This is a genomic window from Chryseolinea sp. H1M3-3, assembly GCF_029360725.1.
Classification (GTDB): domain Bacteria; phylum Bacteroidota; class Bacteroidia; order Cytophagales; family Cyclobacteriaceae; genus Chryseolinea.
In genome coordinates this window covers 1,516,327-1,541,556 of record NZ_JARKMY010000001.1, presented here as the reverse complement: position 1 = coordinate 1,541,556, position 25,230 = coordinate 1,516,327, and the positions used below count along the sequence as shown (strand labels likewise).

24 protein-coding genes and 1 tRNA gene are annotated in these 25,230 nt (G+C 41.0%); 17 read left to right on the top strand and 8 right to left on the bottom strand.

The annotated features are described in order from the left end of the window. The first annotated feature begins 16 nt into the window (after positions 1–16). Genes P2W71_RS06725 through P2W71_RS06710 form a run of 4 tightly spaced genes read left to right on the top strand, consistent with a single transcriptional unit; the run spans position 17 to position 3,001 of the window. The gene (locus tag P2W71_RS06725; protein ID WP_276368680.1) at positions 17–763 is read left to right on the top strand and encodes a nucleotidyltransferase domain-containing protein; all 747 of its coding nucleotides are present in this window, start codon (positions 17–19) and stop codon (positions 761–763) included. Further along, entirely contained in the window at positions 760–1,821 is a 1,062-nt protein-coding gene (locus tag P2W71_RS06720) for a nucleotidyltransferase domain-containing protein (protein WP_276368677.1), read from the top strand. Before P2W71_RS06725 ends, P2W71_RS06720 begins: the two co-directional genes overlap by 4 nt. A gap of 36 nt (positions 1,822–1,857) precedes the next feature. Next, on the top strand, positions 1,858–2,301 hold the full coding sequence (locus P2W71_RS06715; protein ID WP_276368673.1) for an HAD family hydrolase: 444 nt from the start codon (positions 1,858–1,860) through the stop codon (positions 2,299–2,301). A 13-nt stretch (positions 2,302–2,314) separates the two neighbouring features. Beyond that, complete coding sequence (locus tag P2W71_RS06710; RefSeq protein ID WP_276368670.1) at positions 2,315–3,001, top strand: hypothetical protein; 687 nt, start codon at positions 2,315–2,317, stop codon at positions 2,999–3,001. A 155-nt stretch (positions 3,002–3,156) separates the two neighbouring features. Here P2W71_RS06710 and P2W71_RS06705 read toward each other — a convergent pair whose 3' ends face one another. Both P2W71_RS06705 and P2W71_RS06700 read right to left on the bottom strand, forming a co-directional pair. Next, positions 3,157–3,654, bottom strand: coding sequence for a hypothetical protein (locus P2W71_RS06705; RefSeq protein ID WP_276368668.1), 498 nt, complete (start codon positions 3,652–3,654; stop codon positions 3,157–3,159). Between the two features lie 37 nt (positions 3,655–3,691). Next, positions 3,692–4,402 carry a hypothetical protein gene (locus tag P2W71_RS06700; RefSeq protein ID WP_276368665.1) on the bottom strand — a complete coding sequence of 237 codons (711 nt, stop codon included), beginning with the start codon at positions 4,400–4,402 and terminating at the stop codon, positions 3,692–3,694. A gap of 351 nt (positions 4,403–4,753) precedes the next feature. Between P2W71_RS06700 and P2W71_RS06695 the strand changes: the two genes are divergently transcribed. The 11 genes from P2W71_RS06695 to P2W71_RS06645 all read left to right on the top strand — a co-directional run bounded on the left by P2W71_RS06695 (position 4,754) and on the right by P2W71_RS06645 (position 19,513). Next, positions 4,754–6,163, top strand: a complete 1,410-nt coding sequence (locus P2W71_RS06695; protein ID WP_276368662.1) for an RtcB family protein — start codon at positions 4,754–4,756, stop codon at positions 6,161–6,163. Between the two features lie 4 nt (positions 6,164–6,167). Then, positions 6,168–8,189, top strand: coding sequence for a hypothetical protein (locus P2W71_RS06690; RefSeq protein WP_276368660.1), 2,022 nt, complete (start codon positions 6,168–6,170; stop codon positions 8,187–8,189). Between the two features lie 409 nt (positions 8,190–8,598). Beyond that, the gene (locus P2W71_RS06685) at positions 8,599–9,909 is read left to right on the top strand and encodes an SWIM zinc finger family protein (RefSeq protein ID WP_276368657.1); all 1,311 of its coding nucleotides are present in this window, start codon (positions 8,599–8,601) and stop codon (positions 9,907–9,909) included. After that, a complete protein-coding gene (locus P2W71_RS06680; protein WP_276368654.1) occupies positions 9,906–11,399 on the top strand; it encodes a DUF5691 domain-containing protein in 1,494 nt (497 codons plus the stop codon). Before P2W71_RS06685 ends, P2W71_RS06680 begins: the two co-directional genes overlap by 4 nt. Further along, positions 11,396–12,478: an AAA family ATPase gene (locus tag P2W71_RS06675; protein ID WP_276368651.1), complete on the top strand. Its 1,083-nt coding sequence runs from the start codon at positions 11,396–11,398 to the stop codon at positions 12,476–12,478. Before P2W71_RS06680 ends, P2W71_RS06675 begins: the two co-directional genes overlap by 4 nt. Further along, positions 12,475–14,736 (top strand): DUF5682 family protein, encoded by a 2,262-nt coding sequence (locus P2W71_RS06670; protein ID WP_276368648.1) that lies wholly within the window; start codon positions 12,475–12,477, stop codon positions 14,734–14,736. Before P2W71_RS06675 ends, P2W71_RS06670 begins: the two co-directional genes overlap by 4 nt. 9 nt (positions 14,737–14,745) lie before the next feature. Then, on the top strand, positions 14,746–15,879 hold the full coding sequence (locus P2W71_RS06665) for a VWA domain-containing protein (RefSeq protein WP_276368646.1): 1,134 nt from the start codon (positions 14,746–14,748) through the stop codon (positions 15,877–15,879). A 210-nt stretch (positions 15,880–16,089) separates the two neighbouring features. Then, positions 16,090–16,773 carry an NUDIX domain-containing protein gene (locus tag P2W71_RS06660; RefSeq protein ID WP_276368643.1) on the top strand — a complete coding sequence of 228 codons (684 nt, stop codon included), beginning with the start codon at positions 16,090–16,092 and terminating at the stop codon, positions 16,771–16,773. An 82-nt stretch (positions 16,774–16,855) separates the two neighbouring features. Continuing rightward, positions 16,856–17,494 carry a DUF4291 domain-containing protein gene (locus P2W71_RS06655; protein WP_276368640.1) on the top strand — a complete coding sequence of 213 codons (639 nt, stop codon included), beginning with the start codon at positions 16,856–16,858 and terminating at the stop codon, positions 17,492–17,494. 47 nt (positions 17,495–17,541) lie between these two features. Further along, on the top strand, positions 17,542–18,561 hold the full coding sequence (locus tag P2W71_RS06650) for an SPFH domain-containing protein (protein ID WP_276368637.1): 1,020 nt from the start codon (positions 17,542–17,544) through the stop codon (positions 18,559–18,561). Between the two features lie 22 nt (positions 18,562–18,583). Next, a complete protein-coding gene (locus P2W71_RS06645; protein ID WP_276368634.1) occupies positions 18,584–19,513 on the top strand; it encodes a sugar kinase in 930 nt (309 codons plus the stop codon). Positions 19,514–19,646: 133 nt separating this feature from the next. Here P2W71_RS06645 and P2W71_RS06640 read toward each other — a convergent pair whose 3' ends face one another. From P2W71_RS06640 to P2W71_RS06615, 6 genes are all read right to left on the bottom strand, one after another. Continuing rightward, positions 19,647–20,333: a nucleotidyl transferase AbiEii/AbiGii toxin family protein gene (locus tag P2W71_RS06640; RefSeq protein WP_276368631.1), complete on the bottom strand. Its 687-nt coding sequence runs from the start codon at positions 20,331–20,333 to the stop codon at positions 19,647–19,649. Beyond that, positions 20,333–20,851 carry a hypothetical protein gene (locus P2W71_RS06635; protein ID WP_276368628.1) on the bottom strand — a complete coding sequence of 173 codons (519 nt, stop codon included), beginning with the start codon at positions 20,849–20,851 and terminating at the stop codon, positions 20,333–20,335. The genes P2W71_RS06640 and P2W71_RS06635 overlap by 1 nt, the downstream gene beginning before the upstream one ends. A 289-nt stretch (positions 20,852–21,140) precedes the next feature. Next, a complete protein-coding gene (locus P2W71_RS28665; protein ID WP_346659947.1) occupies positions 21,141–21,482 on the bottom strand; it encodes a site-specific integrase in 342 nt (113 codons plus the stop codon). Then, positions 21,406–22,311, bottom strand: coding sequence for a site-specific integrase (locus P2W71_RS06625; RefSeq protein WP_276368623.1), 906 nt, complete (start codon positions 22,309–22,311; stop codon positions 21,406–21,408). The genes P2W71_RS28665 and P2W71_RS06625 overlap by 77 nt, the downstream gene beginning before the upstream one ends. Before the next feature lie 246 nt (positions 22,312–22,557). Then, a tRNA-Ser gene (locus P2W71_RS06620) sits at positions 22,558–22,642 on the bottom strand. Positions 22,643–22,847: 205 nt separating this feature from the next. Next, the gene (locus tag P2W71_RS06615) at positions 22,848–24,389 is read right to left on the bottom strand and encodes a hypothetical protein (RefSeq protein WP_276368620.1); all 1,542 of its coding nucleotides are present in this window, start codon (positions 24,387–24,389) and stop codon (positions 22,848–22,850) included. A 57-nt stretch (positions 24,390–24,446) separates the two neighbouring features. Between P2W71_RS06615 and P2W71_RS06610 the strand changes: the two genes are divergently transcribed. Both P2W71_RS06610 and P2W71_RS06605 read left to right on the top strand, forming a co-directional pair. Next, positions 24,447–24,788 carry an MGMT family protein gene (locus P2W71_RS06610; protein ID WP_276368618.1) on the top strand — a complete coding sequence of 114 codons (342 nt, stop codon included), beginning with the start codon at positions 24,447–24,449 and terminating at the stop codon, positions 24,786–24,788. Positions 24,789–24,915: 127 nt separating this feature from the next. Next, entirely contained in the window at positions 24,916–25,224 is a 309-nt protein-coding gene (locus tag P2W71_RS06605; RefSeq protein ID WP_276368616.1) for a hypothetical protein, read from the top strand. Positions 25,225–25,230: the final 6 nt, after the last annotated feature.

Here is a 25,230-nt window from a genome sequence, read left to right as displayed (position 1 = left end):
TCATAAAGTTGTAGCCGTGAAAGAAATCATTCTCGAAAAACTCAAATCCATAGAATATCAATTTGATGTCAAGATCCTCTATGCCTGTGAGTCTGGCAGCCGTGCCTGGGGTTTTGCTTCTCCCAACAGTGATTTTGATGTTCGTTTCATCTACGTTCACAAGATGGATTACTATCTTTCTATTGATGAACAGCGTGATGTAATTGAACTTCCGATCAATGATGTGCTTGATATCAACGGATGGGAACTGAGAAAGGCACTTAGGCTTTTCCGGAAATCAAATGCTCCACTTTACGAATGGTTGCAATCACCGATAGTGTATCACGAGGACGAAGACTTTTCGCAATCGATAAGGTCACTGATGGCTTGTCATTTCTCAGCACGCGCCGGAATGCATCACTATCTTAGCATGGCAAAGGGAGTTTTGGAAAGCGAATTGTCTGGTGAATTGGTACGGCTCAAAAAATACTTTTATTCGCTGAGGCCTGTTCTAGCAGCAAAATGGATCGCTGACCTTAAGTCAGTTCCGCCGATGGATTTCAAAAGCCTGCGTATGCTGATGCCTGAACAATTTGATGGTGTAGTGGACGAACTGCTTGCGATTAAGGCGAATGTTGATGAAAGTTTTATGATTGAAAGACATTCTGATCTCAATGCTTATATTGATGGAAGTATACGTTACTGTGAAGCGAGAGTTCCTGCGGCTAGCAGCAAAGGAGAAGATGCTGAAATAAATAAACTGTTTAAGAAGTCTATCGCATGACACTCAAGGATCTTCAAAATAATTCCTCACATCTCTTGCTAAAGTGCATTAGTGGTAGCCAGGCTTATGGTCTGGCTCTACCACATTCAGATACTGACATCAAGGGTGTTTTTATCTTACCAAAGAATGAATTCTATGGACTGACTTACGTTGATCAGATCAACAATGAAACAAATGATATCATGTACTATGAGATCAAGAAGTTTGTTGAACTGCTACTGAAGAACAATCCGAATATTCTCGAGCTGTTGAGTACTCCGGAAGACTGTGTATTGTATCGTCATGCAGTGATGAATCTGCTTAAACCTGAAATGTTCTTGTCGAGGCTCTGCAATCAAACCTTCGGTCAATATGCATACGCACAAATCAAGAAGGCAAGAGGACTGAATAAGAAAATCCTGAATCCATTAGACCGAAAGAGAAAGACGATTCTTGATTTTTGTCACGTGGTTAAGGGACAAGGTTCCGTTCCTGTTGCGGAATGGCTTGCTGAACAAGGGTATGTTCAAGAAGGTTGTGGTCTTGTTAGGATTGATTATATGCGGGATATGTATGCGCTGTTCCATCAGTCTCAAGCGGACCGGAAATTTTCCGGAATCTTTTCAGGACACGAGGCTGATGAAGTTTCACTAAGCTCAGTGCCTGAAGGTCTGCAACCAAAAGCCATTTTGTATTTTAACAAAGATGGCTACTCTGTTTATTGCAGGGAATATCGTCAGTATTGGGAATGGGTTGAACAACGGAATGAAGAACGATATGAAAATACGGTAAGTCATGGCAAAAATTATGATGCGAAGAACATGATGCATGTATTTCGTTTATTGAACATGGCCGAGGAAATTGCCAGTCAGAAAAAAGTAAACGTACGACGACCAGAGCGTGAATGGCTATTGCATATCCGTGCAGGCGAATTTATATATGAGGATTTGCTGACGAAGGCTGAAGAGAAGATTCAAGTTCTTGACGAGTTGTTTCAGAAATCGGATCTCCCAGAAACGTCGGATCCAATACTTGCCGAAAGTCTCCTCATTGAGATTCGTAATAAATTTTATCTGTAATGGAATTTGGTCTGTTTATTGATTGAAGGATAGAACATGAAAATATCCTTTGATTTAGACGACACCTTAATTCCAGGCTGTATCGCTTTCCCAACGGAGAAACAAAATGCATTTCAAAAATTGCTTGGTATTGAGCGTATTCGCGAAGGCACAATAAATTTAATGAAGCAATTAAAAACCGAAGGCCATTCGATTTGCATCTACACTACATCGTATAGAAAGACGCTTGCCATTCGTTTGGCCTTCTGGACCTTTGGAATTGTTTTACACTCAGTCATCAATCAAACCAGGCATAACGAAGTTTTAAAGGAGAAGAAAAATCTTTGCTCCAAATATCCTCCCGCATTCAGGATTGATCTTCATATAGATGACTCTCCTGGTGTTGGGTTAGAAGGCCAACGGTTCAAATTTAGAACCGTAATAATCAATGACGATGCGCCTTGGGCAAATCAAATTCTTACTGCCTTAAACATGGGTTAATCCAAGTTGTGAAATGAGAAAATATCTGATTTTAATATCTGGTTTAATGATTTCGATTAGTGCCTTTAGCCAAAAGTTTGAATTAAGCATTGACTCAATAATTGACCTTGAAATCGAAAAGCATAAAACAAGAAATATATCCACGATTGGCTATACGAAAATGGCTTGTGTAAATTACGGAATTACTGCGACTGCGTATTTGTTCTGGTATGAGAACGATAAAACTTTTTTTCAAAAATTCAGTGATTCAGAATATGACAAAAACCCAGTTCAAAGATTTCGACCAATTGAAATCATCGATTCAATCTTTTTTGCTTTTTATAACGCAAATGGTGATCAGCTGCTCTCAGAAGAGGCAGAGTCGTTTGCTTATAGGTCAGACTCTACTCGCCAATTGTATGTCTCAAGACCACATTCCTGCTTTAGAAGTTTTAAAGTTTTTACAAAAGGTAAGGTCCTCCATAAATACTTTGACTTTTTCGATTTAAGAGAATTTAAAGAGGACAAAATTGACAATTCAAAATTATCGAAAGAACGTATTCAAGAGCTTAAACAAATGGGATGGGAAGTAGATCCTCCAACAAGAAATATAAACTTTGAAACAAATAATACCCTAAAAATTGTAGAATGGGATTTATTAATATCAGAATTTATTGAGCAGATGGAAACCGAAAACGTATTTGTTGAAATCGAGAAATAAGTTTATTCGGCAACAGCCAGTTTGGAAACAGCGCATCACTGCGGTGGATTTTATTACACCGGGTTTATCACTCTGAACTAAATGCCTCTCCCTCGCTTTTTCTTCCTTATTTTATTCAGCTCGTCGATGTCTGACCGATCAGTTTTCCTGGCGCTCTAATCCCAGAGAATATGCAAAGACATTTTTGATGACTTTTTTGACACCACCAACATCCAAGAGAATATCGAAAGCAATGCAAAAATAAGAATACTGTATATGCGAAAGCTTGTAAATGATGGATCTATCGCGACGTCAGGAGAAACCCGGGAATGACTCCATGCTATAAACGCATCTGCTATTGGCAACATACCAAAAAAGTATTTTTTTTCGTTCCCATTCATAAAAGGAAAACTGAACGCTTCAATTGTATTTCTTATTTTGATGCTTAACTCATATTCACCGTATAGAAATAGAGTTTGCATTCCAACAATTGTCGCAGCACCGCCAAAACCAAAAAGGATACGACCGGAATCTACATCACCCATTCCAAATTCACCTTTAGAATATTCTCGAATTCCAGTCAAACCAAACTTTGTGTCAATAAAATTTTCTTTGAACAGTTTAAATTGAGCGTTTGCCAGGCGCTCATCAATATCGCGAAGAAAGATCAGCATGAGCGCCTGCGAGGAACCCCGTGCTTTTTCAATTGGTCTACCATCTGATGGCCGTACGGCATGCGGAATCAGCCCATTGACATCTAATTGTTTTAACTTTGTCCAACCAGCCGTGGATTGTTTGGTTATATTTCGTTTCGAAGATTTTATCGTGTAGAGATAACGAAGCCACGGACACCAGCACATCCGCTGGCCACGCCCCGCCATAGTAACTTACTGGATAGACTTTTTCCTGAATAGCTTTCGAAATCTCCTCACACTGGTATCTGAATTGAGCTACTTCCTTTTCATCTCTTTGATGTTCAGCTTCGAGGTTTAACTTCCTCCCTAACAGATATGTGCTCCAACCTTTATAAAACGATCCAAACGGTGGAGAAAGCTCTTCGCTAAAAGGTGCACGTCCACGTGAATCGCTGATCTTCTGCCACGCTTTTTGAATTTCAGTGAGCCCTTCCTTCACAATCTCTGCACTTTTATCTCCTTCAAGCAGGTTACAGCATGCGAGGGAATAAATTACATTCAGAAACATGTAGCCTTCAGGATACATCCGCTGCATCTCGAGATCTTCATCTGCATTCAGTGCATTCTTCAACCCACGTATTCCTTTTATAAGATCGCCATTCACGATTCTGCCATCGTCTAATTTGACCTGAGGTTGATAGTTATTGTTCACATTAGCCATCACGATTAGAATCATGATTGCAATCAGCGGCGAAGAGATTAAGGCTTTAAAAAATGTATTGACCACACTAAATCAAGATAGCTCTGTTTAGAAAAATTCTAACTTTCGTATTAAAGTAATTAAAGTCATTGTCATTTCATCAACTCGTCTTACCTTTGCATAGCATTTCACTCTTATGTTCTATTTAAATAGAGGAAATTATGTTGGTCTTCAGTTTACATATCCCAAAATAACAGCTACGGTAAGCATACTTACCCGATCATAACCGCTGTTGTCAATTCAAAAAAGTAAATTCTAATTAAACAACAAAGCCACGCACAGGCTTTGAGAAATTTTCTGCCCTATGCTTTGACATAAGCATGAACAGAAACCATTTCTCTTCACTCAACTTTCTTTAAAGGATGAGGTGCTAATCTTATGAGCACACAAAAACTTAATATAAAAGATTTAACAGTCGTCAATTTTCCTTCGGATGTAGCAAGAAGCCTCGCCTTAAATATTATGAACAGGCACTTTAAGCATACACCGAACGAAGAGAAACTAAAATTAATTAGCACGGTGTTGGAGCAGCCGGAGTCATATGTAGGTCATAGTACGCTTGGAATTCTCGCACTGAAGCTGGTTTCGAAAACGCTTAGCAATGATTCATTTAACGTTTTTCAATTGAGTGATGAACCCAAGCATTTTGATGTTTTTGGAAACAAGCACATTGAAACAAATGCGTTGAAGCAGATGGAATTAGTCATGCGCCTACCGATTGCAGAAAAAGGTGCCTTGATGCCCGATGCTCACCAGGGCTACGGCTTGCCTATTGGCGGAGTACTTGCAACGAAGAATGCAGTCCTCCCATATGGTGTCGGAATGGACATCGGCTGCCGGATGGCGCTGAGTATTCTTGATCTGCCTGGGAGCTATGTGGAGCATCATGCTTATGAATTAAAGAAAGTTTTGCATGATGAAACACATTTTGGTAATGACGGCGGTCTTGAGTCACGACAAGAGCATGACGTATTAGATCATCCGGATTTTCAATTAACCGATCTGCTTAGACGGTTACGTGGGAAAGCTATTAGGCAACTAGGTAGTTCTGGTTCGGGGAATCACTTTGTAGAATTTGGAATTGTATCGCTTGAAAAAAGCAATAATCTTCATCTTCCGAAAGGTAATTATGCAGCAATATTATCGCACTCAGGTTCAAGAAGCTTGGGCGCTAATATTGCCCAGCATTACACTAACATCGCGATGAGTAAGTGCAAGATTCCAAGAGAAGCAAAGCATCTGGCGTGGCTTGACTTGGATAGTGAAGAAGGAAACGAATACTGGATCGCTATGAACTTGGCAGGTGAATACGCAAAAGCCTGTCACGATCGCATCCATAAAAATTTGTGCGATGCACTTGGACTTTCTGTTTTAAGCAGGGTTGAGAATCACCACAATTTCGCGTGGAGGGAAAAACTTTACGACGGAAATGAGTATGTGATTCATCGCAAAGGTGCTACACCTGCAGCCGAAGGAGTCCTTGGAATAATTCCGGGAAGTATGACTGCACCAGGATATGTGGTGTGTGGTTTGGGTAATGAATCTTCGTTGAATTCTGCTGCCCATGGTGCAGGAAGAAAATTGTCTCGCCAAAAAGCAAAGAATACAATTACAGTAAGTGCTCTAAAAAAAGTTTTGCAAAGCGAGAAGATCATCTTGATCGGTGGCAGTCCGGAGGAAGCGCCTGTGGCTTATAAAGATATCGACCTGATTATGAAGAGCCAGACGACATTAGTAAATGTAGAAGGAAAATTTCATCCCCGAATTGTGCGGATGGCTAAAGATTAAAATTATGAACACACAAATTTTACATAATGAGTTGATTGTTAAGAAGCAGACGTTGCAACAAATCACGCTCAAACTAAAAGAACGGTTTCTCGGATTAGACAGCATCATTGATGAAGTTATGTCCCTGATTATGCCTTGGTATCTATTTCCCGAAGCTCAGTTGAGACCAACCGTCATTAACCTTTGGGGTCTTACAGGCTCAGGTAAAACTGCGTTGGTACAAAGCATTGTTGAGTTTCTGGATTATCGTAGGTTCTATACGCACATTGACATGGGCGAATTTGAATCCGACTCGGCGTCATGGATAAAAAACATTCTCACGAATGATCTTGATTTCTTTCATCAGAAGCCGGCTTTAATTTGCCTTGATGAATTTCAGTTTGCAAAAACATTAGATAGCAACGCAAATGAATTGGGAAAGGATAAGTTAAGAGTGATATGGGATCTGTTGGACTCCGGGAAGATTGATTATATCCCAGGGCATAGTACTTATTATCTTTTCAGAGCTGATCATTGTATTAAAAGGTTAGATAAACTTATCAAAAGTGAAGTACTATTGGAAAATGGAGAAGTTGTTAATGGTATCGAAACATTCACGAAGCTCTTTGATGGTTTCTATTTCGAGAACGTTGGTCGTGATGGTGTGGCTTTAGACAAAGCATATTTCCTTTCAGAAGATTTTATCGAAGGCTTATTTTGTTTATTTGATAACGATGATTATTCAAAAGATCAAATCAAAGAGCGCGTAAAAACTTGTTCTGTGTCGGATCTTAAAGTATTTATTTTGGAAGGCATGCGTTCAAGGCCGGCAACTAAAGAATTGGATTTGTCTCGTGCTTTAATATTTATCCTGGGAAATCTGGACGAAGCTTATGCTATGAGTCATAGCATGAACCCTGATATAAGCGCTGACGAATTTCATGAGGCAACTTCAAAAATCACGATTGCGCATATTAAAAGAGCTCTGCGTAAAAGGTTCCGCTCTGAGCAGATTGCCAGATTAGGTAATAACCATGTGGTTTATAAATCTTTTAACAATGCACAATTCCGGCTTTTAATAAGGCAAGAATTAAAAAGAGTAGCTGCTTTTGTGATACACCGGTTCGGATGGAAAATGACATTTGATGAATCAGTTGTTGACATCGTGTATGCCGAAGGAGTCTACCCAGCGCAAGGCACGAGACCCGTTTTGACCACCGTTAAAAACTTGATCGAATCCAGGATAAGCAATCTTGTCGTTTCCATTCTTGAGTATCAATTGCCAATAGCCGAAATTATTTGGATTTATAAGGATGGTAGTTTTATTTATACCATTAAGGATAAAAATGGTGACGCGGTCTCAACTATTTCAGACGAGGCCAAGCTCAAATTGGAAAATTTGAGAAAAAGTATTGATCCGGAAATTCAGGCCCACGTTGCTGTGCATGAAGCGGCTCACGCTATCCTGGCTGCGCTCACTTTGCGGATCATTCCATCGGCAGTGGTTTCAAGAACGGCATCGGAGGCAGAAGGCTTTTGCCTGATAAATTTTCCAAAAGGACCCATGACCCGGGAAAGCCTGAAGAAAGATATTGTTATAACGTTAGGTGGTTATGTAGCAGAGAAAATGATTTTTGGAGAAGAGCTTACTTCGTCTGGCGTTTATAGTGATATTGAAGAAGCATCTGCACTTGCAAACAAGGCGATACGCAAATACGCCATGGGGGCCGACCCTATTCACCTCGCTGTAGAATCTACTCAGAATGAAAATGCTTTTTTCAACTCTCAGAAACATGCCGTTGAAGCTATCAAAATCATTAAAGATTGCGAGGCACAAGCATTTGAAATTTTGCAACGGAACAAATTATTACTATTGAAAATGGCTGAATACCTGACTTCAAATTCCCGCATGGAAGGCTCAACCATTGAATTGTTTGTTCGCAAATACAGCATAGAAGATTGGATTGAAGAAAACGGATTTATTAAAAAAGAAGAATACTATCAGTTTAATCGAATTATTAAAGAGCAATTAAAAACGCTTGAATGATTCGATTGATTCGATGATTGTAGATCTTCTGATATGACGGAAGTTACTGGTGGAAATTAAAAACGCCCGTTCAACGTGGATTCATCGCTATCTACTCTTCGGGATGACGTGGCTAGCACAATCGTCTTTCTTTCAACCAAATTTTGGGAGAAGATCAATACGGCCCCTATGGAGTTGCACATTGAAAGACAAGTAAAAAATCAATTGACATCTAAAGGAATACACCGAAAGAGTTAACAGCAAGTCAAACCCTTGGAAACCCGGGGTATTATTGTTATTAAAAGAAGCTGTCGAGCACGCAGAGCCGACGCAGGTATTCAGACGTACAATCATCACTAGACATCTTCTAGCAGTATTCTTTTCTGATTTTTTTCAATATCATTGTTATGATATCTGATCCATTGTCTTAATGAATTTTTCCGAAGAACAGATTCTTTCGATGGCCCCTGATGAATCTTCCAAAAAATCAGGAAAGGAATTAGCGAATGAATCCAAATGGGTAAAGCGCGAAGTAAGCGAAAGAGCATTGTGGGGCGAATGTCAAGGAAGTGGAAAACTTCCTTATCAAACACAGGTCGATTTAATCAATGTCGCCTTTAAATGTTCATGCCCAAGTCGCAAGTTTCCGTGCAAGCATGGCCTCGGACTGCTATTACTGTACGCTCGGGATAAGAAAATATTCTCATCGGCTACTGAACCAGATTGGGTTACTGGGTGGCTGGATAAACGCGGTGAACGGGATGAAAAGAAATTAGAGAAAAAAGAAAAGGAGAAAAAGATCGATCCCGCGTCACAAGCAAAACGTCAGGAGAACAGACTGAAACGCGTCGAAGACGGAATGATGGACTTACGGCTCTGGATAAAGGACATCGTCCGAAATGGATTGCTAAATATTCCAGGAAAAGATTCTTCGTATTTCGAGACCATCGCTAAACGGATGGTGGACGCCCAGGCGCCAGGTCTTGCAACGATGATCCGATCACTTCAGGGTACCAACTTTTACCAAGAAGGATGGCAGACCAATTTTTTAGACCAGCTTTTGCGAATTTATCTTGTCCTCGAAGGTTTTCCACGCATGTCTAATTTATCTGGCGCGTTGCAAGAGGAGCTGATGACACTCGTAGGGTTTACACAAAGTCAGGAGGAAATAAAAGCTGAAGCTGGTGTTCGTGATGATTGGTTTGTATTAGCAAAACGTGTAGATAAGGAAGAGAATCTCACTAAAGAACGCAATTGGCTTTATGGACAGAAATCAAAGCGTTATGGGTTGATCTTGCAGTTCTATGTAAAAGGACAACTACCCGAGGTAAATCTTCTTCCAGGCTCTTGTGTGGATGCGGAGCTCGTCTATTTTAAGGGTGCTAACCCTTTAAGAGCATTGGTGAAAGAACAATTTAGTGTAACCTCTGAAACATCTATTGAAGGTCTCAAAAACTGGAAAGAAATTTCTGAGTATGCAAGTCGCGTTCATGCCGTCAATCCATGGATGAATCATCTGCCCGCGATCGTTGAAAATGTTGTGCCCGTTATTACCAATAATCAATGGCTATTAAAAGATGAGCACGGTAATGGAGTTATAATCGATCACGGCTTTCAAAATTCCTGGAAGCTAATGTCTCTAAGCGGAGGTAAGCCTCTACGGATATTTGCAGTGGGCAGGGAGAATAATTTTGAGCCGCTAGGCGCCTGGATTGATAATCAATATAAGTTGCTCGTATGAAGTTGTGGGAAGACATTATCAATAAGGCCACGTTGGGTAGCGGAAAGCTGCCTTTAAAATCTTCGGATATTCCTGAGATCATTACACAGAAATATGAGGTGTTCGACTCGCAAGATCCGGAAGAAGATTTTTTACGCTTCTCATCGCTCATCTATCAATATAGACGAGCAGGTTCTTTGCCCTTGAACTTCCAACATATTGCTCATGCTGAAGCTGAATTGGAGATTAAATCTTATTGCTCTCCAAAAGCTAGTGGTGTACTAAATACCATCTTGGAAGAAGATCTCATGCCCTTTTTAAAATTATGGATCAAACAGTGTGCCTCGAAAGAATTGATCGTAACACCCGAATTGATTCCTGCGCTATTAGACATTGCTTTACGGAAAAAGGAATTTAGAAAATTGATCCGTGATATTAGCGGGAAGAGAGGGGAGTGGCTCTGCAAATTAAATCTCCGGTGGAATTTCAATTCATCATCAACGGATCAACATGCTGTTTGGGAGACGGGAAATTCAGAGGAGCGAAAAGAATTATTGCGCGATCTTCGAACAAACAATCCAGGTGAGGCGCTTGAATTACTTAAAACAACGTGGGCGACAGAGGGAGCAAATGAAAAACTGACGTACCTTGAAATCCTTCGAATTAATTTGTCGCAAAGTGATCTCAGCTGGCTCGAGAGTTTGAAAGAAAAGGGGCAAAAAGTTAATGCGGCCGTCCTGGATTTAATGAAATCAATTCCTACTTCTTCAATCGTGGCAGAGTATTCCAATGTTTTAAAAAATGCGATTAACATCAAAAAAGGAAAAGCATTATTGGGAATGGTCAATAAAACCAATTTGGATGTGAGCGATAATCTCACCATTCCAGACATCGTGTTTAAATCAGGTGTTGAAAAATTAAGCAGCGACAAAAATGTTTCTGATAATCAGTACATACTTGCTCAACTGATATCAGCCGTCCCACCCTCGTTCTGGAACGATCATCTTCAATTGTCGGCGGAAGCAATCATTGAGTTGTTTCAAAAGGAAAAGAAGACCGCGTTTTATATTCCCGCTTTAGCCATCGCTTCAATAAAGTTCAAGGACATAAATTGGAGCAAAAGTATTCTCGATCATGCTGACCCTACCATTATCGATAGTTCAGTCGCCCCAATGATAAATAGTTTATCGGGTAAAGATCGCGATGGATATGCACGGAAATTTCTAAAAGAAAAGCCACGTGAGATCATACAAGTAATGATTGATCAGGAAGAAGAGTGGAGTTTGGACCTGGCAAAGCTTATCATCCACTATACATCCAACGAAATCTATAATTATAACCGTAGCTTTTATCGCCCTGCTGCGCCCCTCATTCCTGTAGCGATTTTAGAAATCCTTGAATCATTTACTCCAACGGAAGAACAAAAGAAAGTTTACTGGAAAAATCAATCGGATGAATTGGCACGCCTTCTAACAATAAAACAACAAACCCTGCAATCCTTTACCGCATGAGTACATTACTAAGACAACACGCCGAGCAACTCTTTGCTGAAGAACTTCAAGAGCTTAAGAAAAATGATAAGGATAAGTGTCCGCCCAACTGGAAGTTATCGCCGCAGGCGGTTGTTACTTACTTGCTTGGCGGCAAACTAAAAAATGGATTTGAAGTCTCACCAAAATATATTGGTAAAAAAAGACTCATTGAAATAGCCGTTGCTACGTTAACAACGGATCGCGGCCTGCTATTATATGGATTGCCCGGAACAGCAAAGTCATGGGTATCAGAACATCTTTCTGCCGCCATTTCAGGAGACTCCACAATGATCGTTCAGGGAACCGCAGGAACAAGTGAAGAATCAGTTCGCTATGGCTGGAACTACGCACGTCTATTAGCGGAAGGTCCTTCTGAAAAAGCATTGGTTGAAACGCCGGTACTGAAAGCGATGAAGGATGGAAAGATCGTGCGCATCGAAGAGTTAACGCGTATCGGCTCTGACGTACAGGATGCATTGATTACCATCTTGTCGGAAAAGTCACTGCCCATTCCAGAATTAAATATGGAGGTTCAGGCGATAAAAGGATTTAATATTATCGCTACAGCAAATAATAGAGACAAAGGTGTGAATGAATTGTCTGGAGCATTGAAGCGCAGGTTCAATACAGTAATCCTACCGTTGCCTGATGACATGGACGAAGAGATTGATATTGTAAAACGAAGGGTTCAAAGCTTTGAAAAAATAATGGAGCTTCCTGCTGAACCTCCGGCGGTAGCTGAGATAAAAAGGATCGTCACAATTTTCAGAGAACTACGATCCGGCGTCACACAAGATGGTAAAACCAAAATCAAAGTTCCATCCGGTACCTTGAGCACTGCCGAAGCAATTTCAGTTGTGAATAGTGGTATGGCGATGGCTGCATATTTTGGTGATGGTTCCTTAAGGGCTGCCGACCTTGCTGCCGGCATCATTGGTGCGGTAGTGAAAGATCCGGTTCAGGATAAAATTGTTTGGCAGGAATATCTGGAAACTGTCGTAAAGCCCCGCGATGAATGGAAAGACATTTATAGAGCTTGCCGTGATCTTGGTGTATGAGTATTCATGTTCTCGGTATACGGCATCACGGACCAGGTTCAGCGAGAAATGTAAAAACTTTTTTACAGCAGGCGAAGCCAGACATTATCCTCGTGGAGGGTCCCCCGGAAGGAGATGAACTTTTACGATGGTCCGCTCACAGCGAATTAAAACCTCCCGTTGCCATTTTAGCTTACCGCCCCGATGAACCAAATCGTGCCGTATTTTATCCCTTCGCTGAATTTTCTCCCGAATGGCAAGCGATTCATCTTGGAGCACACAACAATGTGCCAGTCCGTTTCATGGATCTACCCTTGAGTCACAAGTTTGCATTAGAACAAAAAGAAGAAAAGAAAGAAGATAACATTTCAAACTACACATGCACCAGTAATGCTGCAGCTAACGCCGAGGTGTACAGGGATCCGCTACGCTATCTCGCCGAGGCCGCAGGCTTTGATGATGGTGAGCGTTGGTGGGAATCCATGTTTGAGCATCGTATAAATAATGATGGCGTATTTGACGCAGTGCATGAAGCCATCCAAACTTTGCGAACGGAAATTCCAGAGAAAGATAATCTTGTTGAAAAACTTCGCGAAGCGTATATGCGGAAAATAATCCGCCAGGCAGAGAAGGATGGATACAATAACATTGCTGTAATCTGTGGCGCGTGGCATGCACCGGTGCTCGTAAACATGCCAAAGCAGAAAGAAGATACCGATCTGCTTAAAGGTCTTGCAAAAGTCAAGGTTGAAACTACCTGGATTCCCTGGACATACAACCGTCTAACGTTTGCCAGCGGATATGGAGCAGGCATTCAGTCTCCCGGATGGTACGATCACGTGTGGCACCATCCGGCTGATGATGGTACATTGTGGATGGCAAAAATTGCCAAGCTTTTTCGAAGCAAAGATATGGACACGTCGGTGGCCCATGTTATTGAGGCGGTGCGGCTAGCCGAATCGTTAACTTCATTAAGGGGACTTAGTAAGATTGGATTAGCCGAGTTGAACGAAGCGACGCTCGCTGTGCTGTGTAATGGCGATGACATATTGCTTCAGCTCATCCGGGAAGAACTTATTGTAAGTGATAAAATTGGTCACGTACCTTATGAGGTTCCAAAGCCACCGTTGTTGCAGGATGTAGAAAAAACGCAAAAGCGCCTTCGCCTACCTGCCGAGGCGGGAATAAAAGAATTGACTTTGGATTTACGTGAAGCGCTACAACTGGAACGGAGTGTATTTCTGCATCGCTTATTGTTAATAGAAATTGTATGGGCGCATCCACTTAATGTAAGAAGCAAAGGGACTTTCAAGGAGTCATGGCAGCTCAAATGGGAACCTGAATTTTCCATCAGCATAATAGAGAGGGGGAATTGGGGAAACACATTGGAAGAAGCCTCCGCAAATTTTGCTTCTCACCAGGCCAAAGAAGCATCCAGCCTCCAGGTTGTTTGCGTGCTGCTTGAAAAGGTAATACCATCCGATCTTCCAAAGGCTGTCGAATCGCTAATCACCCAAATCAATAACCTCGCAGCGGCCACCAACGATGTGGTGCAATTACTTGAAGCGTTGCCCTCGCTGGTCTCCATTTCGCGATATGGTAATGTCAGACAGACAGACGAGACGATGATGCTGAGCATTGTCAATTCAATGATTGCCCGTGTTTTTGTGAGCATCCCTACTGCTTGTGTTGGAATAGATGAAGAATCTGCATCTGCGCTTACAGGACATATTTACCAACTAAACGAATCGGTTTCGTTGTTAAATCAGGAAGCGCAACGAAAGGAATGGTATGACACCCTACATCTCATCTGTGATCATCAGCATACAGCTCCGTTAATAGCAGGGTACTGCACGCGCATTTTGTCAGATGCTAAAGTTTATCAAGGCGACATGCTCGCTGTCAAATTCAATTTTGCTTTATCACGTTCAGGAAATGTTTCGGAGAGCGCCTCCTGGATAGAGGGATTCTTGAAGGGAAGCGGTACAATTCTCATTATTGATGAAAGACTATGGTCGTTGGTAGACCAATGGGTGCAGCACCTGAGCGAGGAAGATTTTATTGCTTTGCTCCCATTGATGCGCAGGACGTTTTCTCAATTTTCACACGCTGAAAGAAGAAAGATTGGTGAGAAAGCAAAAAAAGGTGGCGGCGAGATAACAGTTAAAGTAACAGAAACCTCACTGGATAATTTGGATGAAGCGCGTGCGATGAATGCCTTGCCCGTAGTCGCACAACTATTGGGGATACAAAAAAAGAAAAATGAAATTTCGACTTAAAGCCAGGATATGGAAAATCATCTGCGGAAATGGAGAATGATACTAGGAGGAGATCAGAACGATGGAACAGGTTATTCGTTGAATGATGTTGATCTTCAAATTGATAAAACACTGGAAGCGCTTTATGATACCGAGCGGACGGGAGGACTTGGACCATCCTCTCCAAACGTTAGCCGCTGGTTGGGAGATATCAGGACTTATTTTCCCAACACCGTTGTAAAAGTAATGCAGCAAGATGCGTTGAAACGTCTCAATCTCACCTCTATGCTCCTTGAAAAAGAGATGCTTGAAAACGTAGAACCTGACGTGCATCTTGTTGCGACATTGATGACTTTGAGCCGTGTTATTCCATCAAAGACCAAAGACACCGCGAGGCAGGTTGTAAGAAAGGTGGTCGATGAACTGATGAAAAAACTTTCTCAGCCCACACAACAAGCCATTATGGGTAGTCTTAATCGTTCATCCCGCAGCCGGAGGCCGCGCCATAATGAAATCAATTGGCATATCACCATCTTGAAAAACCTAAAGCATTATCAAGAAGAGTACAAGACGATAATTCCTGAAACACGAATTGGTTATGGCAAACGGCGGAATTCATTGAAAGATGTTGTCTTGTGCCTGGACCAAAGTGGTTCCATGGGAGCATCTGTGATTTACTCTGGAATTTTTGGAGCAGTCATGGCTTCTCTTCCAGCCATCCAAACCAGGATGGTTGTATTCGACACCAATGTGGTAGACCTTACCGATGAACTTGATGATCCCGTCGAGTTATTATTCGGCGTACAGCTTGGGGGTGGTACGGATATCAACCGAGCGCTCACATATTGTCAGCAGATTATCCAACGTCCTGCTGATACTGTGCTCGTGCTGATCACCGATTTATATGAAGGTGGAGATGCGACAGAGATGCGCAAACGTGCCAAGGCTTTGATCGAGGCAGGTGTTCAGGTAATTGTGCTTTTAGCATTAAATGATGATGGAGCTCCTGGCTATGATCATGGCAATGCCGAATATATGGCGTCATTGGGTATTCCAGTGTTCGCCTGTACTCCTGATAAATTTCCTGAACTGATGGCCACGGCTTTAAGTAAACAAGATATTGCAATGTGGGCGGCAAAGGAGGATTTGGTGACGAAGAAGTAGTTTGGAGATCGATCATGCGGTATGTAACCAACTGGCATTTGATGTTTGGCGGCTGACGACCGTGCATACCTTAAATACTTATTTTGGGACTTTGTAATTGAATTAGTACCCCACGGTTCCTTTCGTTGGAACGTTGACATCGACAAATTTTAACCTACTACACAACTTGCTTTAAGAAAGTGTTCTTCTTGGTTTTACTATTTTTACTAAATGAAGCAAGATATCAAGGTATCAGTAGACGCTGTTGTTTTTGGTTACGACCAGGAAAAGGGAATTTCCGTTTTATTGATTAAACGTAAAAATGAACCCTTTCAAAAAATGTGGGCATTACCAGGTGGCCTTGTGCTTAATCACGAATCCCTTGATGACGCAGTGACTCGGGAATTAAAAGAAGAGGCAGGAATAGACGTTAACTACCTGGAACAGCTGTATACCTTTGGCTCTCCTGATAGAGATCCACGGAATCATGCGATCTCGATTTCTTACTTTGGACTTGTAAGACCACAAGATTTTCAAATTGCAGCGCAAACGGACGCTGAGGATGTTGCCTGGTATAATATTAAGAAGCTACCTAAGCTGGCCTTTGATCACAAAAAAATTATCGATGTTGCAATCAAACGACTACGTGGAAAAATCACTTATGAACCAGTAGGCTTTGAACTTCTTGAAAAGGAATTTCCGTTTTCCGATTTAGAAAAACTCTATCAAACCCTGTTGGATCAGGAAATTGATCGCAGAAACTTCAAAAAGAAAATCGTCAGTCTCGGCATTTTGGAAGAGTTAGATGAAACCATTCAACGCAAAGCGGGAAGACCAGCCCGGCTCTTTAAATTCAATAAAAAGAAGTATTTCGAGCTGAAAGAAAAGGGCTATAACTTCGATATTTTCTTCTAATATTTATAATTAGCGTAAAAAATACGCAAATTGACTTTGATGATTGAAAGCATCTAATTATATTTGTGTATAATCTACGCAAATGAAGTTTACGTTAAAATTTGAACCGTACAATAACTTGAATTACCCTTCGACAGGGAATCACATTATGGCCCAAACGCAAGGCGATGATATCATCGTGTATCAAGCCTATAGAAAATCGATAGCTGATTTTGCGGTAGAACATCAAAAATTCGGAGGGGTCGATTTTGGTTTCAACCGTATGTCCTGGATTAAGCCAAACTTTTTATGGATGATGTTTAGGAGTGGATGGGCTACCAAGGAAGGTCAAGAAAGAATATTAGCCATTTGGATTAAGCAAAGCTTTTTAGACATGATACTAGAAGAGTCTGTTATGTCTTCTTTCGAGAAAAGTGGCTACAAAGAAAAAGATAGATGGAAAGAGGATTTGGCTTCAAAGGAAGTCAGGCTCCAATGGGATCCCGACCATGATCCTTATGGAACTCCTATTGAAAGAAGGGCCTTACAATTGGGACTTAAGGGATCAATGCTTCGAAAATATGCCACCGAAAATATTGTAGCCATTCAGGATATTACTGATTTTTCAATCGAACAATATAAGCATGTACAAAACAAAACATTGGATAGTCTTTTGGTTCCGATAGAACGTATTTATAAGCCCTCTGACCCTTCCATTATCAACAAGATTGGGATTGATTGACACATTCCACGAAACAGCTTTAAACAAATCACTTAAACTTTACCAATATGTTCGGAATTAATTACATCAAGTTCGACTCCATGACTTACGCTATCCATTATGCCCATGGAAATGCAAAAAGAGAAGGCAGAGGATTATCTTTCTTTTATTACTCTCCAACTTCATCCATTACTGCGATCCCTTTAGGCAGCAAGGATATTCAATTCATTTTCAGCGAAACAACCAAAGACTTTCAAACCATTACGATTCAAGGTCAAATAACTTATGCCATTGAAAATCCCAAACAGCTTTCTGAAATGTTGGATTTCACATTAAATAAGCAGCAAAAGGTTAACGAAACGAATTTCGAAAAATTAAATCAGAGACTAAATAACGAAGCTCAGACTGCGGCTTCAGCATTTATTCAAGGACTCGGCCTCAAGGAAACGCTTCGAAGCGCTAAACCTATCAGCAGCACCATTGAAACGGGACTAAAAGAGTCTGATGCTGTAAGGCTTCTTGGTGTAAGTATCCTTAGCGTAGACGTGCTGGCCATTAAGCCCACACCGGAAATGGCCAAGGCTCTTGAAACGGAAATGAAGGAAAGTTTACAGCGCGAAGCGGATCAAGCAATTTATGAAAGAAGAAACTTCGCCGTTGAACAAGAACGGAGAATTAAGGAAAGCGAATTGAATACCGAAATAGCGGTTCAAGAGAAAAAGAAGCAAATCCATGAAAAACAAGCTGAGCTCAAAATTAATGAGGCAGAAAATGCTAGGAAACTTCGCGAGATGACAATCGCTGCAGACCTTTCTGTTGAAGAGCAAAAAACCAAGCTAATTGAGATGCAAGTGGAAAACGAAAGAAAGACCGCAGATGCAAAGGGTTACACATTAGAAAAAACCTTGAACCCGTACAAACAGTTTGATTGGAGAACGCTCATGGCTATAAATGCCAAAGGTATTTCCGCTGTAGATAACATCGGATTCGCTTTTCGCGAACTGGCCGAAAATGCAGGCAAGATTGGAACGCTGAACATTACACCGGACTTTTTAGAGTCAGTCATTAAGAATCAAAAAGCAAAATAAGTTCGATTCAAAGTGTTTCATCATGAATATTGAAAACGCCATTGTTATCATTAATAAAACACGGCTTGAAGCTCTTATCGAACGATTCAATACAAAGGCCCAGGCGAAATTTTATATTGAACATGCCGGTGGGGATTTTAGCGATTATGAACGTGAGCATGAAATATTTCATCGCTCTCTTGATAAAGTGATTGAAACCGTCCATGACCAATTGAAATTAAAAGTTCTTGAAAGGAAATTCGTACCCAATTTTCTCTTTAGCGAAAAAGATGTTGCTGTTGTTGTGGGTCAAGATGGGTTGGTTGCAAATGCAGCGAAATATGTTAATGGTCTTCCGATTTTCGGAGTGAATCCAGATAAAAATCGGTATGATGGCTTCCTGTTGCCGTTTGAAGTAACCAATTTCAAACTTGGTCTCGAAAACGTCCTGAGGGGTAAAGCAAAATTTAAAAATGTAACATTAGCCGAAGCCAAAACAAATGATGGCCAGCGTTTACTTGCTTTCAATGATTTATTCATTGGACCAGGTTCACACACTTCTGCGCGTTATAAAATCACTTATGAAAACAAAACAGAAGAACAAAGTTCGAGTGGTATAATTGTTTCTACAGGCGCAGGGTCAACGGGCTGGCTTAGTTCACTTTTAAACATGGCCAATGGTATTCAAAACACTTTCAGTAAAAGTCAACCGGGCAAAGTAAATTTTTCACTGCCATGGGACACCAACCAACTGGTATACGTCGTGAGAGAACCGTTTCAAAGTAAATATTCAAAAATTGATTTGTCAGCAGGAATGATAAAAACAAATGAAAAATTAACGATAGAATCGTTCATGCCGTCGAATGGAATAATCTTCAGTGATGGAATTGAAACAGACTTTATCAACTTTAATTCAGGAACTAAGGTTGAAATCGGTACAGCAAGTCAAAAAGCAATGTTGATTATTAACTAGTCACCCATGGCAATCAATTTTGCAAATACACAAAGTTGTTTTCGTTGGCTTGCCCACTGGAGACGAACTTGAAGTTTCCATGGAATTCAGGGATCGCTCGTTTTTTTAAAACTATTTGATCGCACCATACGTTCTAATCGAGAATGAATTTAACCTTGTCTCTTAACATCTCTAATCTTTCTTCTGCTGAAAATGGACTAAGATGACAGGCGATATTTTCACTCATCGCTTCTTTTAGGAACTCTTTCAATTGATTTTTCAAATAAGTATTCACATCATCAGGCGCTTGTTTTATTTCATTCGCTATATCCAGTCTGTTATCAAGCACGTACACAATGTCTTCAAAGTCTTTGCTCGTCCTGGGGTCATTTCCTCTGTCATGAAAGGCTGAAAATTTGGTTGCCAGAAAATAGGCGACAGGAAATACACGGATCGTTGTTTCATCATCTAATTTAAACTTGATCAGATTTTTGAATCCTGGCTCGAACCATGGATCCGAAGGTGCCCATCCCACTTCTTTCGTTGACATAACATCGATGAGTACATCTTCGTATTTAAATCGACAATTGATTTTGGATTCAGGATCAGGAAGGATGCCTTTCTGAGCCAGTTTATCTTGTAAAGCAGTAAGTTCAGAAAATGAAATAATGTGAAGCATGATGTCAATGTCCTTTGTAGGACGAACATCTTCAGCTGTTGGATCATTGGCGTAAATACTAACCGTTGCTCCACCCACATAAGCAACTTCGTCATTCAGTTCTCCGAGAGCTATGGCTACTTTTTTTACCACACCCATGTTGATGGTCTTGTTCGTCAGCATCACACTAACCGTTTTTTCAATTCTTCTACAGCCAAATTTTTTTCTCGTACTCGTCCTACTCGAATAGCATCCACAAGCGACAACAATTCATGTAATTCATGATCACCTTTTACTGCCTTCACGACATTCTTGTATAAAGGAGAAATTGCCTGACCCCGTAAGTGTCCCGTTGCGGATGGCCATACATATTCATCACCATTTGATTGTATTAAAGTATTTAACGGAGGTCCGGAATGGGCAGTAGGTACGCCACGCACAATGGGGCCTGGTTTGGCCGGAAAGGCATAAGCTATTCCATATTGCAGGAAATCCATCAGCGCCAGTTTACGAACATTTTTTCCCGATTCATCCAACAGACCAGCATAGCGGGACCGTGCCAATGAATTGCTGATTTCCGGCTGACTTAAACTCAGTTCTTCAGCTAATTTCACCTGGTTCCATTGATTCTGCTCATAGCTGGCGATCTTTAGTAAAATCACCACATCCTGTGGGCTCATTGATGCCTGTTGCAGCTTCATATTCTAAGTATTACATATTATAATACGTAATATTAGTACATTAAACACTATATATCAAATACTTATATTAATATATTACATATTATAATACCTAATACCTATATCCCAAAGCTTGCCAACTACCCCACTTAAGACAACTCAAAAAGATGGAATTTAGGTGCTCAGGGTACCTAAATAAAGAAGGCTAAGATTCAGTGGGGCTTTATAACATCTTTTCTCGATCCGCATTTCTATCCGATTGGTTCCTTCTTGTATTTCATACGAAGCACGCTCATATCGGTACTCACTTTCAATCCAGAATTTTCGCATAATGCTGCGTCGTTTTAAGATTACGATGACCAAGCATCTTACTTACGGTTTCAATTGGAACCCCATTCGTTAAAGTCACAGTCGTAGCGAAAGTATGCCGTGCAGTATGGAAGGTCATCTTCTTTGTGATATTGTAAGCATCAGCAATCTCTTTTAAATACGTGTTCATCTTTTGATTGCTAAGCACCGGCAACAACCTTTTCTTAATCAAACATTGCGGATCATCTTTATAGCGATCAAGAATTTCAAGTGCCGGCGGAAGCAAAGGAATGCGTGTTGTTGGTTCCGTTTTTTGTCTGCCTGGTCCAGATCCATTTTTCACCGTCGATCCCTGTAGTGATTTCTTCGCGCGTTAATTTTTCAACATCGGCATAAGCGAGGCGGGTGTAGCAACAGAAAATAAAAATATCTCTCACCTGGCTCATGCGAGGCATGAGAAATGTTTTCTCAATGATCCTGTTCAATTCTTCTTCAACAAGGAATGGTCTCTTGACTTCGCGTTTAGTCATTTTGAAGCCAACAAAGGGATCACGGTCAAGCCATCCGCTCTTAATGCAAATGTTCACGATCTTCTTAAAGTTGGACAAGTATTTCATGGAGGTATTGTGATCACACTTGCGAACTGACTTCAACCAGAATTCATAATTCGTCATGAATTGGTAATTCAGTTTCCGGATATCCATGTCATCCACTTTATACTTCCACTTCATAAATTCCTGCGTGTGTTTTTTTGAAGTTGTATATCGCTCCAGTGTGAGCGGAGAAAATTCATGACCGACTAAAGCTTTCATCTGCGTGTTGTGTTCTTCAAAAATTTCCATCAGCATGTAGATTCGTTCGGTTGAGACACCAAGCCATCTGTTTTTAAATTCGGTCATTGAAAACTCTTTGCCTTCATTGAGAATCTGTCGCTGATGACTGTATGCTTTTGAAAGCAGAGACTCAAGAAAATTATTAACCGACTTTGCACTGGAGGTTATGCCTTTGACACGACCGGCTTCAGCAGACCAGTTTGCTGGATGTACCGAACGTTTTGTACTTACCTCAAATCGTTGCCCTGCGATGGTAACACGCATGTAAATGGCCGATTCACTTTGATGATTCCCCTTGTCCTTGCGAATCAGGAACAATACACTCATTGATGTGCTCATAAAAAATTGTTTAGGTGGAAAATGTATTTAGTCCGGAACCGGAAATCAAGATGTCCAACGATTGAACCAGTTGGAGATCAACGAATTAGCCTCAAAATTCGGGAGTAAACTTCGAGGCTCTTGTCCGGCTCCCGAATCTCCACCTCACGAATGGAAAAATATGACTCTTTTGGGGTGGTCTGAAAAACAAAAAACCTCGAATCCATTACGAATTCGAGGTTTTGATGCTCTTTGATTGATACTCAGCAGAGGAGGAGGGATTCGAACCCCCGGAACCTTGCGGTTCAACGGTTTTCAAGACCGCCGCATTCGACCGCTCTGCCACTCCTCTGTTTTAATTTTCTTCGTCCGCCGCTCCCGATAACTGTCGGGACGACCGCTCTGCCATCTGTCCCTTTAAAACGTCAAGTAGCTATCGAGCTGCTTGTACTCAAAAGCTCCTAGTCTTACGCTTAAACAACATCCCGACAGCTATCGGGATTGGGAGTGCAAATGTATACGTTTCTACCTTTCTGACAAATCCTGAATATAACTTTCTATCGCCCGTCGTCAGCATAATCAACAAATCCTTTTTTAAGATCACGATCGCTGACTTTGGCAGCGTTTTTTGAATAGGCATCCAATTCCAACAAAACAATGCGCTGGTCATTCAATACCGTTCGAAATTTCTCAATGTCTTTTTCAAATTCGTATGTCCTTCTAGCTGACTTCAATGCATACTTTCTCGCAAATTCATCGCCTTGTGATTGTACCCGGTTACGAATATCAATGCCGATCTTAATCTTCTCTAAAATATTTTCCTTCGAACGGCCAATTACCTCCGTTGCTTCCAGTGTACCAAGCGTTAGCACGGTTGTCCCTCCAATACCCGAAACAACTTTAGACTGGTCTCCCTCTACAAATACTGGTGTAAATCCGGTAACAGCACCAAGAGATGCATTTACAATGGAACGGTTTTTCTTCCCCTTCTTAGCTTTTTTATAATCCTGATTCAGCGCGCGTTGATTGACGTCGAGTTGCTCAATCAATAAATAAGCTTCCACCAGATTACTGCGATACTTCTGGAACTGAAGCGCGTCTTTCTTAACAAGGTTCTCCGTTTCTGCTACTTTTATTTTAATCTTTTTCTGAGTGCGATTATTCGACTTATCCAACACAAAAAAAGTCACTTCCGTGGTGAGTGCCGTTTGCGTGTCATCGACAAAATCATATCCCGGCATCCAAGTAAATTCATATTGCAGATGGGTATTTTCCTTTAGCGACTGCGTTGGCACGCGAACATCGGATGGGATAAAACCAGTACTCCGTACGTTGTCATCACCATTCGGGTCAGAGATGTATATTTTTAAATTTATCGTTTCATCTTCCTTGATTAAAAACAACGAATCACCAGGAACAATTAAAATTTCAGAAGGCAAATCTTGCTGGGTTTGTGCAATTCTGATTCTGCCCCGCGCCTCTGCTTTATCAGGCTGGTCTTGAACAATAAATTCTACCAGCAACGGATTATTTTTTAACTGGGCAAACTGTGTTCGCGAAGGTGTCCAGCTAAATTGTCCGATGGAGGATAGCGACGCTCCTTCCGGCATTTGTGAAGGTATCGACTTGAATACAAGCGGGTCACCATCGGCATCATACACATATTCGCCCGGAATTTGAAATGTGTTGGCGTTGGATTGGCGAACATAAAAAATCGGAAGCTCCTCTATGTGCGGCGGCTGATTTACATGGTTTACTGTGAACGTAACCGGTTGTTTTTCACGTTTCCCATTCTTAAGCTCCGCTGTAAAAACAACCGTAAAGTCCTTTGTTTTGGAAACACGGTCCACAAGGTTAAAGGATGGATTCCAGTTAAAATATCCTATGGAATCAAATTTTATTTCCAGTCCTTCAGCACCCTCGAGCCCAAACTCCACACTGTCGGCGTAGGCGCTTTTAAGTTGAAAGGACAAAACTTCATTTTCTCGAAGCACGTTCCATCCTGATGAATCCGGGAATATAAAAAAAGAGGAGTCTGTTTGGCCAAAGGCTGTTAGGCCCATCATCATAAGCGGAACAAGAAAAATATATTTGAGCATTCTTTTAATAAGTTGAAACGTAAATTTAACAGATCATATTTTGTGAACATGCCCCGATTGAAAAAGAAGCACGACGAACCTACTTTTTTTGACGATGTGTACGATGTTGTCAAACTAATTCCCAAAGGAAGGGTGACCAGCTATGGTGCCATTGCAAATTTTTTAGGTGTAAAATCGAGCGCACGAATGGTAGGATGGGCAATGCATGGCTGCCCCTCCAAACTTCCTGCGCACCGCGTGGTAAACAGCGCTGGCCTTTTGACCGGCAAACATCATTTTGACACATTACACACGATGCAATCGCGGTTAGAGAAAGAAGGCATTGTTATCATGAAAGATAAAATTCAGAACTTTAAGTCCGTTTTTTGGGATCCCGCCCGTGAGTTAAAAGTAAAATAAATCCGATCTAAGAAAAGTTCATCCCAAAATGAATCGGAATTGATCGGAAGAAGCGCCAAGCCTGTAAAATTTTCACCTGCAAAATAAATGGCATAGAGTTGGTATAAGAACAAAACGCAACTGAGCCATGAAGATAACTTTAAAATTTCTGTTCGTTTCCTTACTTTTTTTATCGACAGGCTTGTATGCCTCCACATCGACAAATGGGCATGACATTGAGCCTCCAAAAGCAAAAAATCTTTTTGTTCTTAAAACACAAAAGGATTTGGTAGGAGCGCAAGTGGAGATTTACAATTCAAAGGGTGAATTGATTACGTCTCAAAGTTTGCAAAAAAGAAAAATGATAATCGATTTTGGTGATGCTATGTTTGGCATGTATACCATCAAAATCGTAAAGGGCTCTTCAAAAAAAGAGTTCCAATACATGAAAAAATAAGAGCAC

Coding starts and splice junctions, on each gene's coding strand:
- P2W71_RS06715 (WP_276368673.1), top strand. CDS start 1,858: ATGAAAATATCCTTTGATTTAGACGACACCTTAATTCCAGGCTGTATC.
- P2W71_RS06710 (WP_276368670.1), top strand. CDS start 2,315: ATGAGAAAATATCTGATTTTAATATCTGGTTTAATGATTTCGATTAGT.
- P2W71_RS06680 (WP_276368654.1), top strand. CDS start 9,906: ATGAAGTTGTGGGAAGACATTATCAATAAGGCCACGTTGGGTAGCGGA.
- P2W71_RS06655 (WP_276368640.1), top strand. CDS start 16,856: ATGAAGTTTACGTTAAAATTTGAACCGTACAATAACTTGAATTACCCT.
- P2W71_RS06720 (WP_276368677.1), top strand. CDS start 760: ATGACACTCAAGGATCTTCAAAATAATTCCTCACATCTCTTGCTAAAG.
- P2W71_RS06685 (WP_276368657.1), top strand. CDS start 8,599: ATGAATTTTTCCGAAGAACAGATTCTTTCGATGGCCCCTGATGAATCT.
- P2W71_RS06705 (WP_276368668.1), bottom strand. CDS start 3,654: ATGCTGATCTTTCTTCGCGATATTGATGAGCGCCTGGCAAACGCTCAA.
- P2W71_RS06625 (WP_276368623.1), bottom strand. CDS start 22,311: ATGAGCACATCAATGAGTGTATTGTTCCTGATTCGCAAGGACAAGGGG.
- P2W71_RS06615 (WP_276368620.1), bottom strand. CDS start 24,389: ATGCTCAAATATATTTTTCTTGTTCCGCTTATGATGATGGGCCTAACA.
- P2W71_RS06670 (WP_276368648.1), top strand. CDS start 12,475: ATGAGTATTCATGTTCTCGGTATACGGCATCACGGACCAGGTTCAGCG.
- P2W71_RS06695 (WP_276368662.1), top strand. CDS start 4,754: ATGAGCACACAAAAACTTAATATAAAAGATTTAACAGTCGTCAATTTT.
- P2W71_RS06665 (WP_276368646.1), top strand. CDS start 14,746: ATGGAAAATCATCTGCGGAAATGGAGAATGATACTAGGAGGAGATCAG.
- P2W71_RS06640 (WP_276368631.1), bottom strand. CDS start 20,333: ATGCTGACGAACAAGACCATCAACATGGGTGTGGTAAAAAAAGTAGCC.
- P2W71_RS06690 (WP_276368660.1), top strand. CDS start 6,168: ATGAACACACAAATTTTACATAATGAGTTGATTGTTAAGAAGCAGACG.
- P2W71_RS06660 (WP_276368643.1), top strand. CDS start 16,090: ATGAAGCAAGATATCAAGGTATCAGTAGACGCTGTTGTTTTTGGTTAC.
- P2W71_RS06645 (WP_276368634.1), top strand. CDS start 18,584: ATGAATATTGAAAACGCCATTGTTATCATTAATAAAACACGGCTTGAA.
- P2W71_RS06675 (WP_276368651.1), top strand. CDS start 11,396: ATGAGTACATTACTAAGACAACACGCCGAGCAACTCTTTGCTGAAGAA.
- P2W71_RS06635 (WP_276368628.1), bottom strand. CDS start 20,851: ATGAAGCTGCAACAGGCATCAATGAGCCCACAGGATGTGGTGATTTTA.
- P2W71_RS06650 (WP_276368637.1), top strand. CDS start 17,542: ATGTTCGGAATTAATTACATCAAGTTCGACTCCATGACTTACGCTATC.
- P2W71_RS06605 (WP_276368616.1), top strand. CDS start 24,916: ATGAAGATAACTTTAAAATTTCTGTTCGTTTCCTTACTTTTTTTATCG.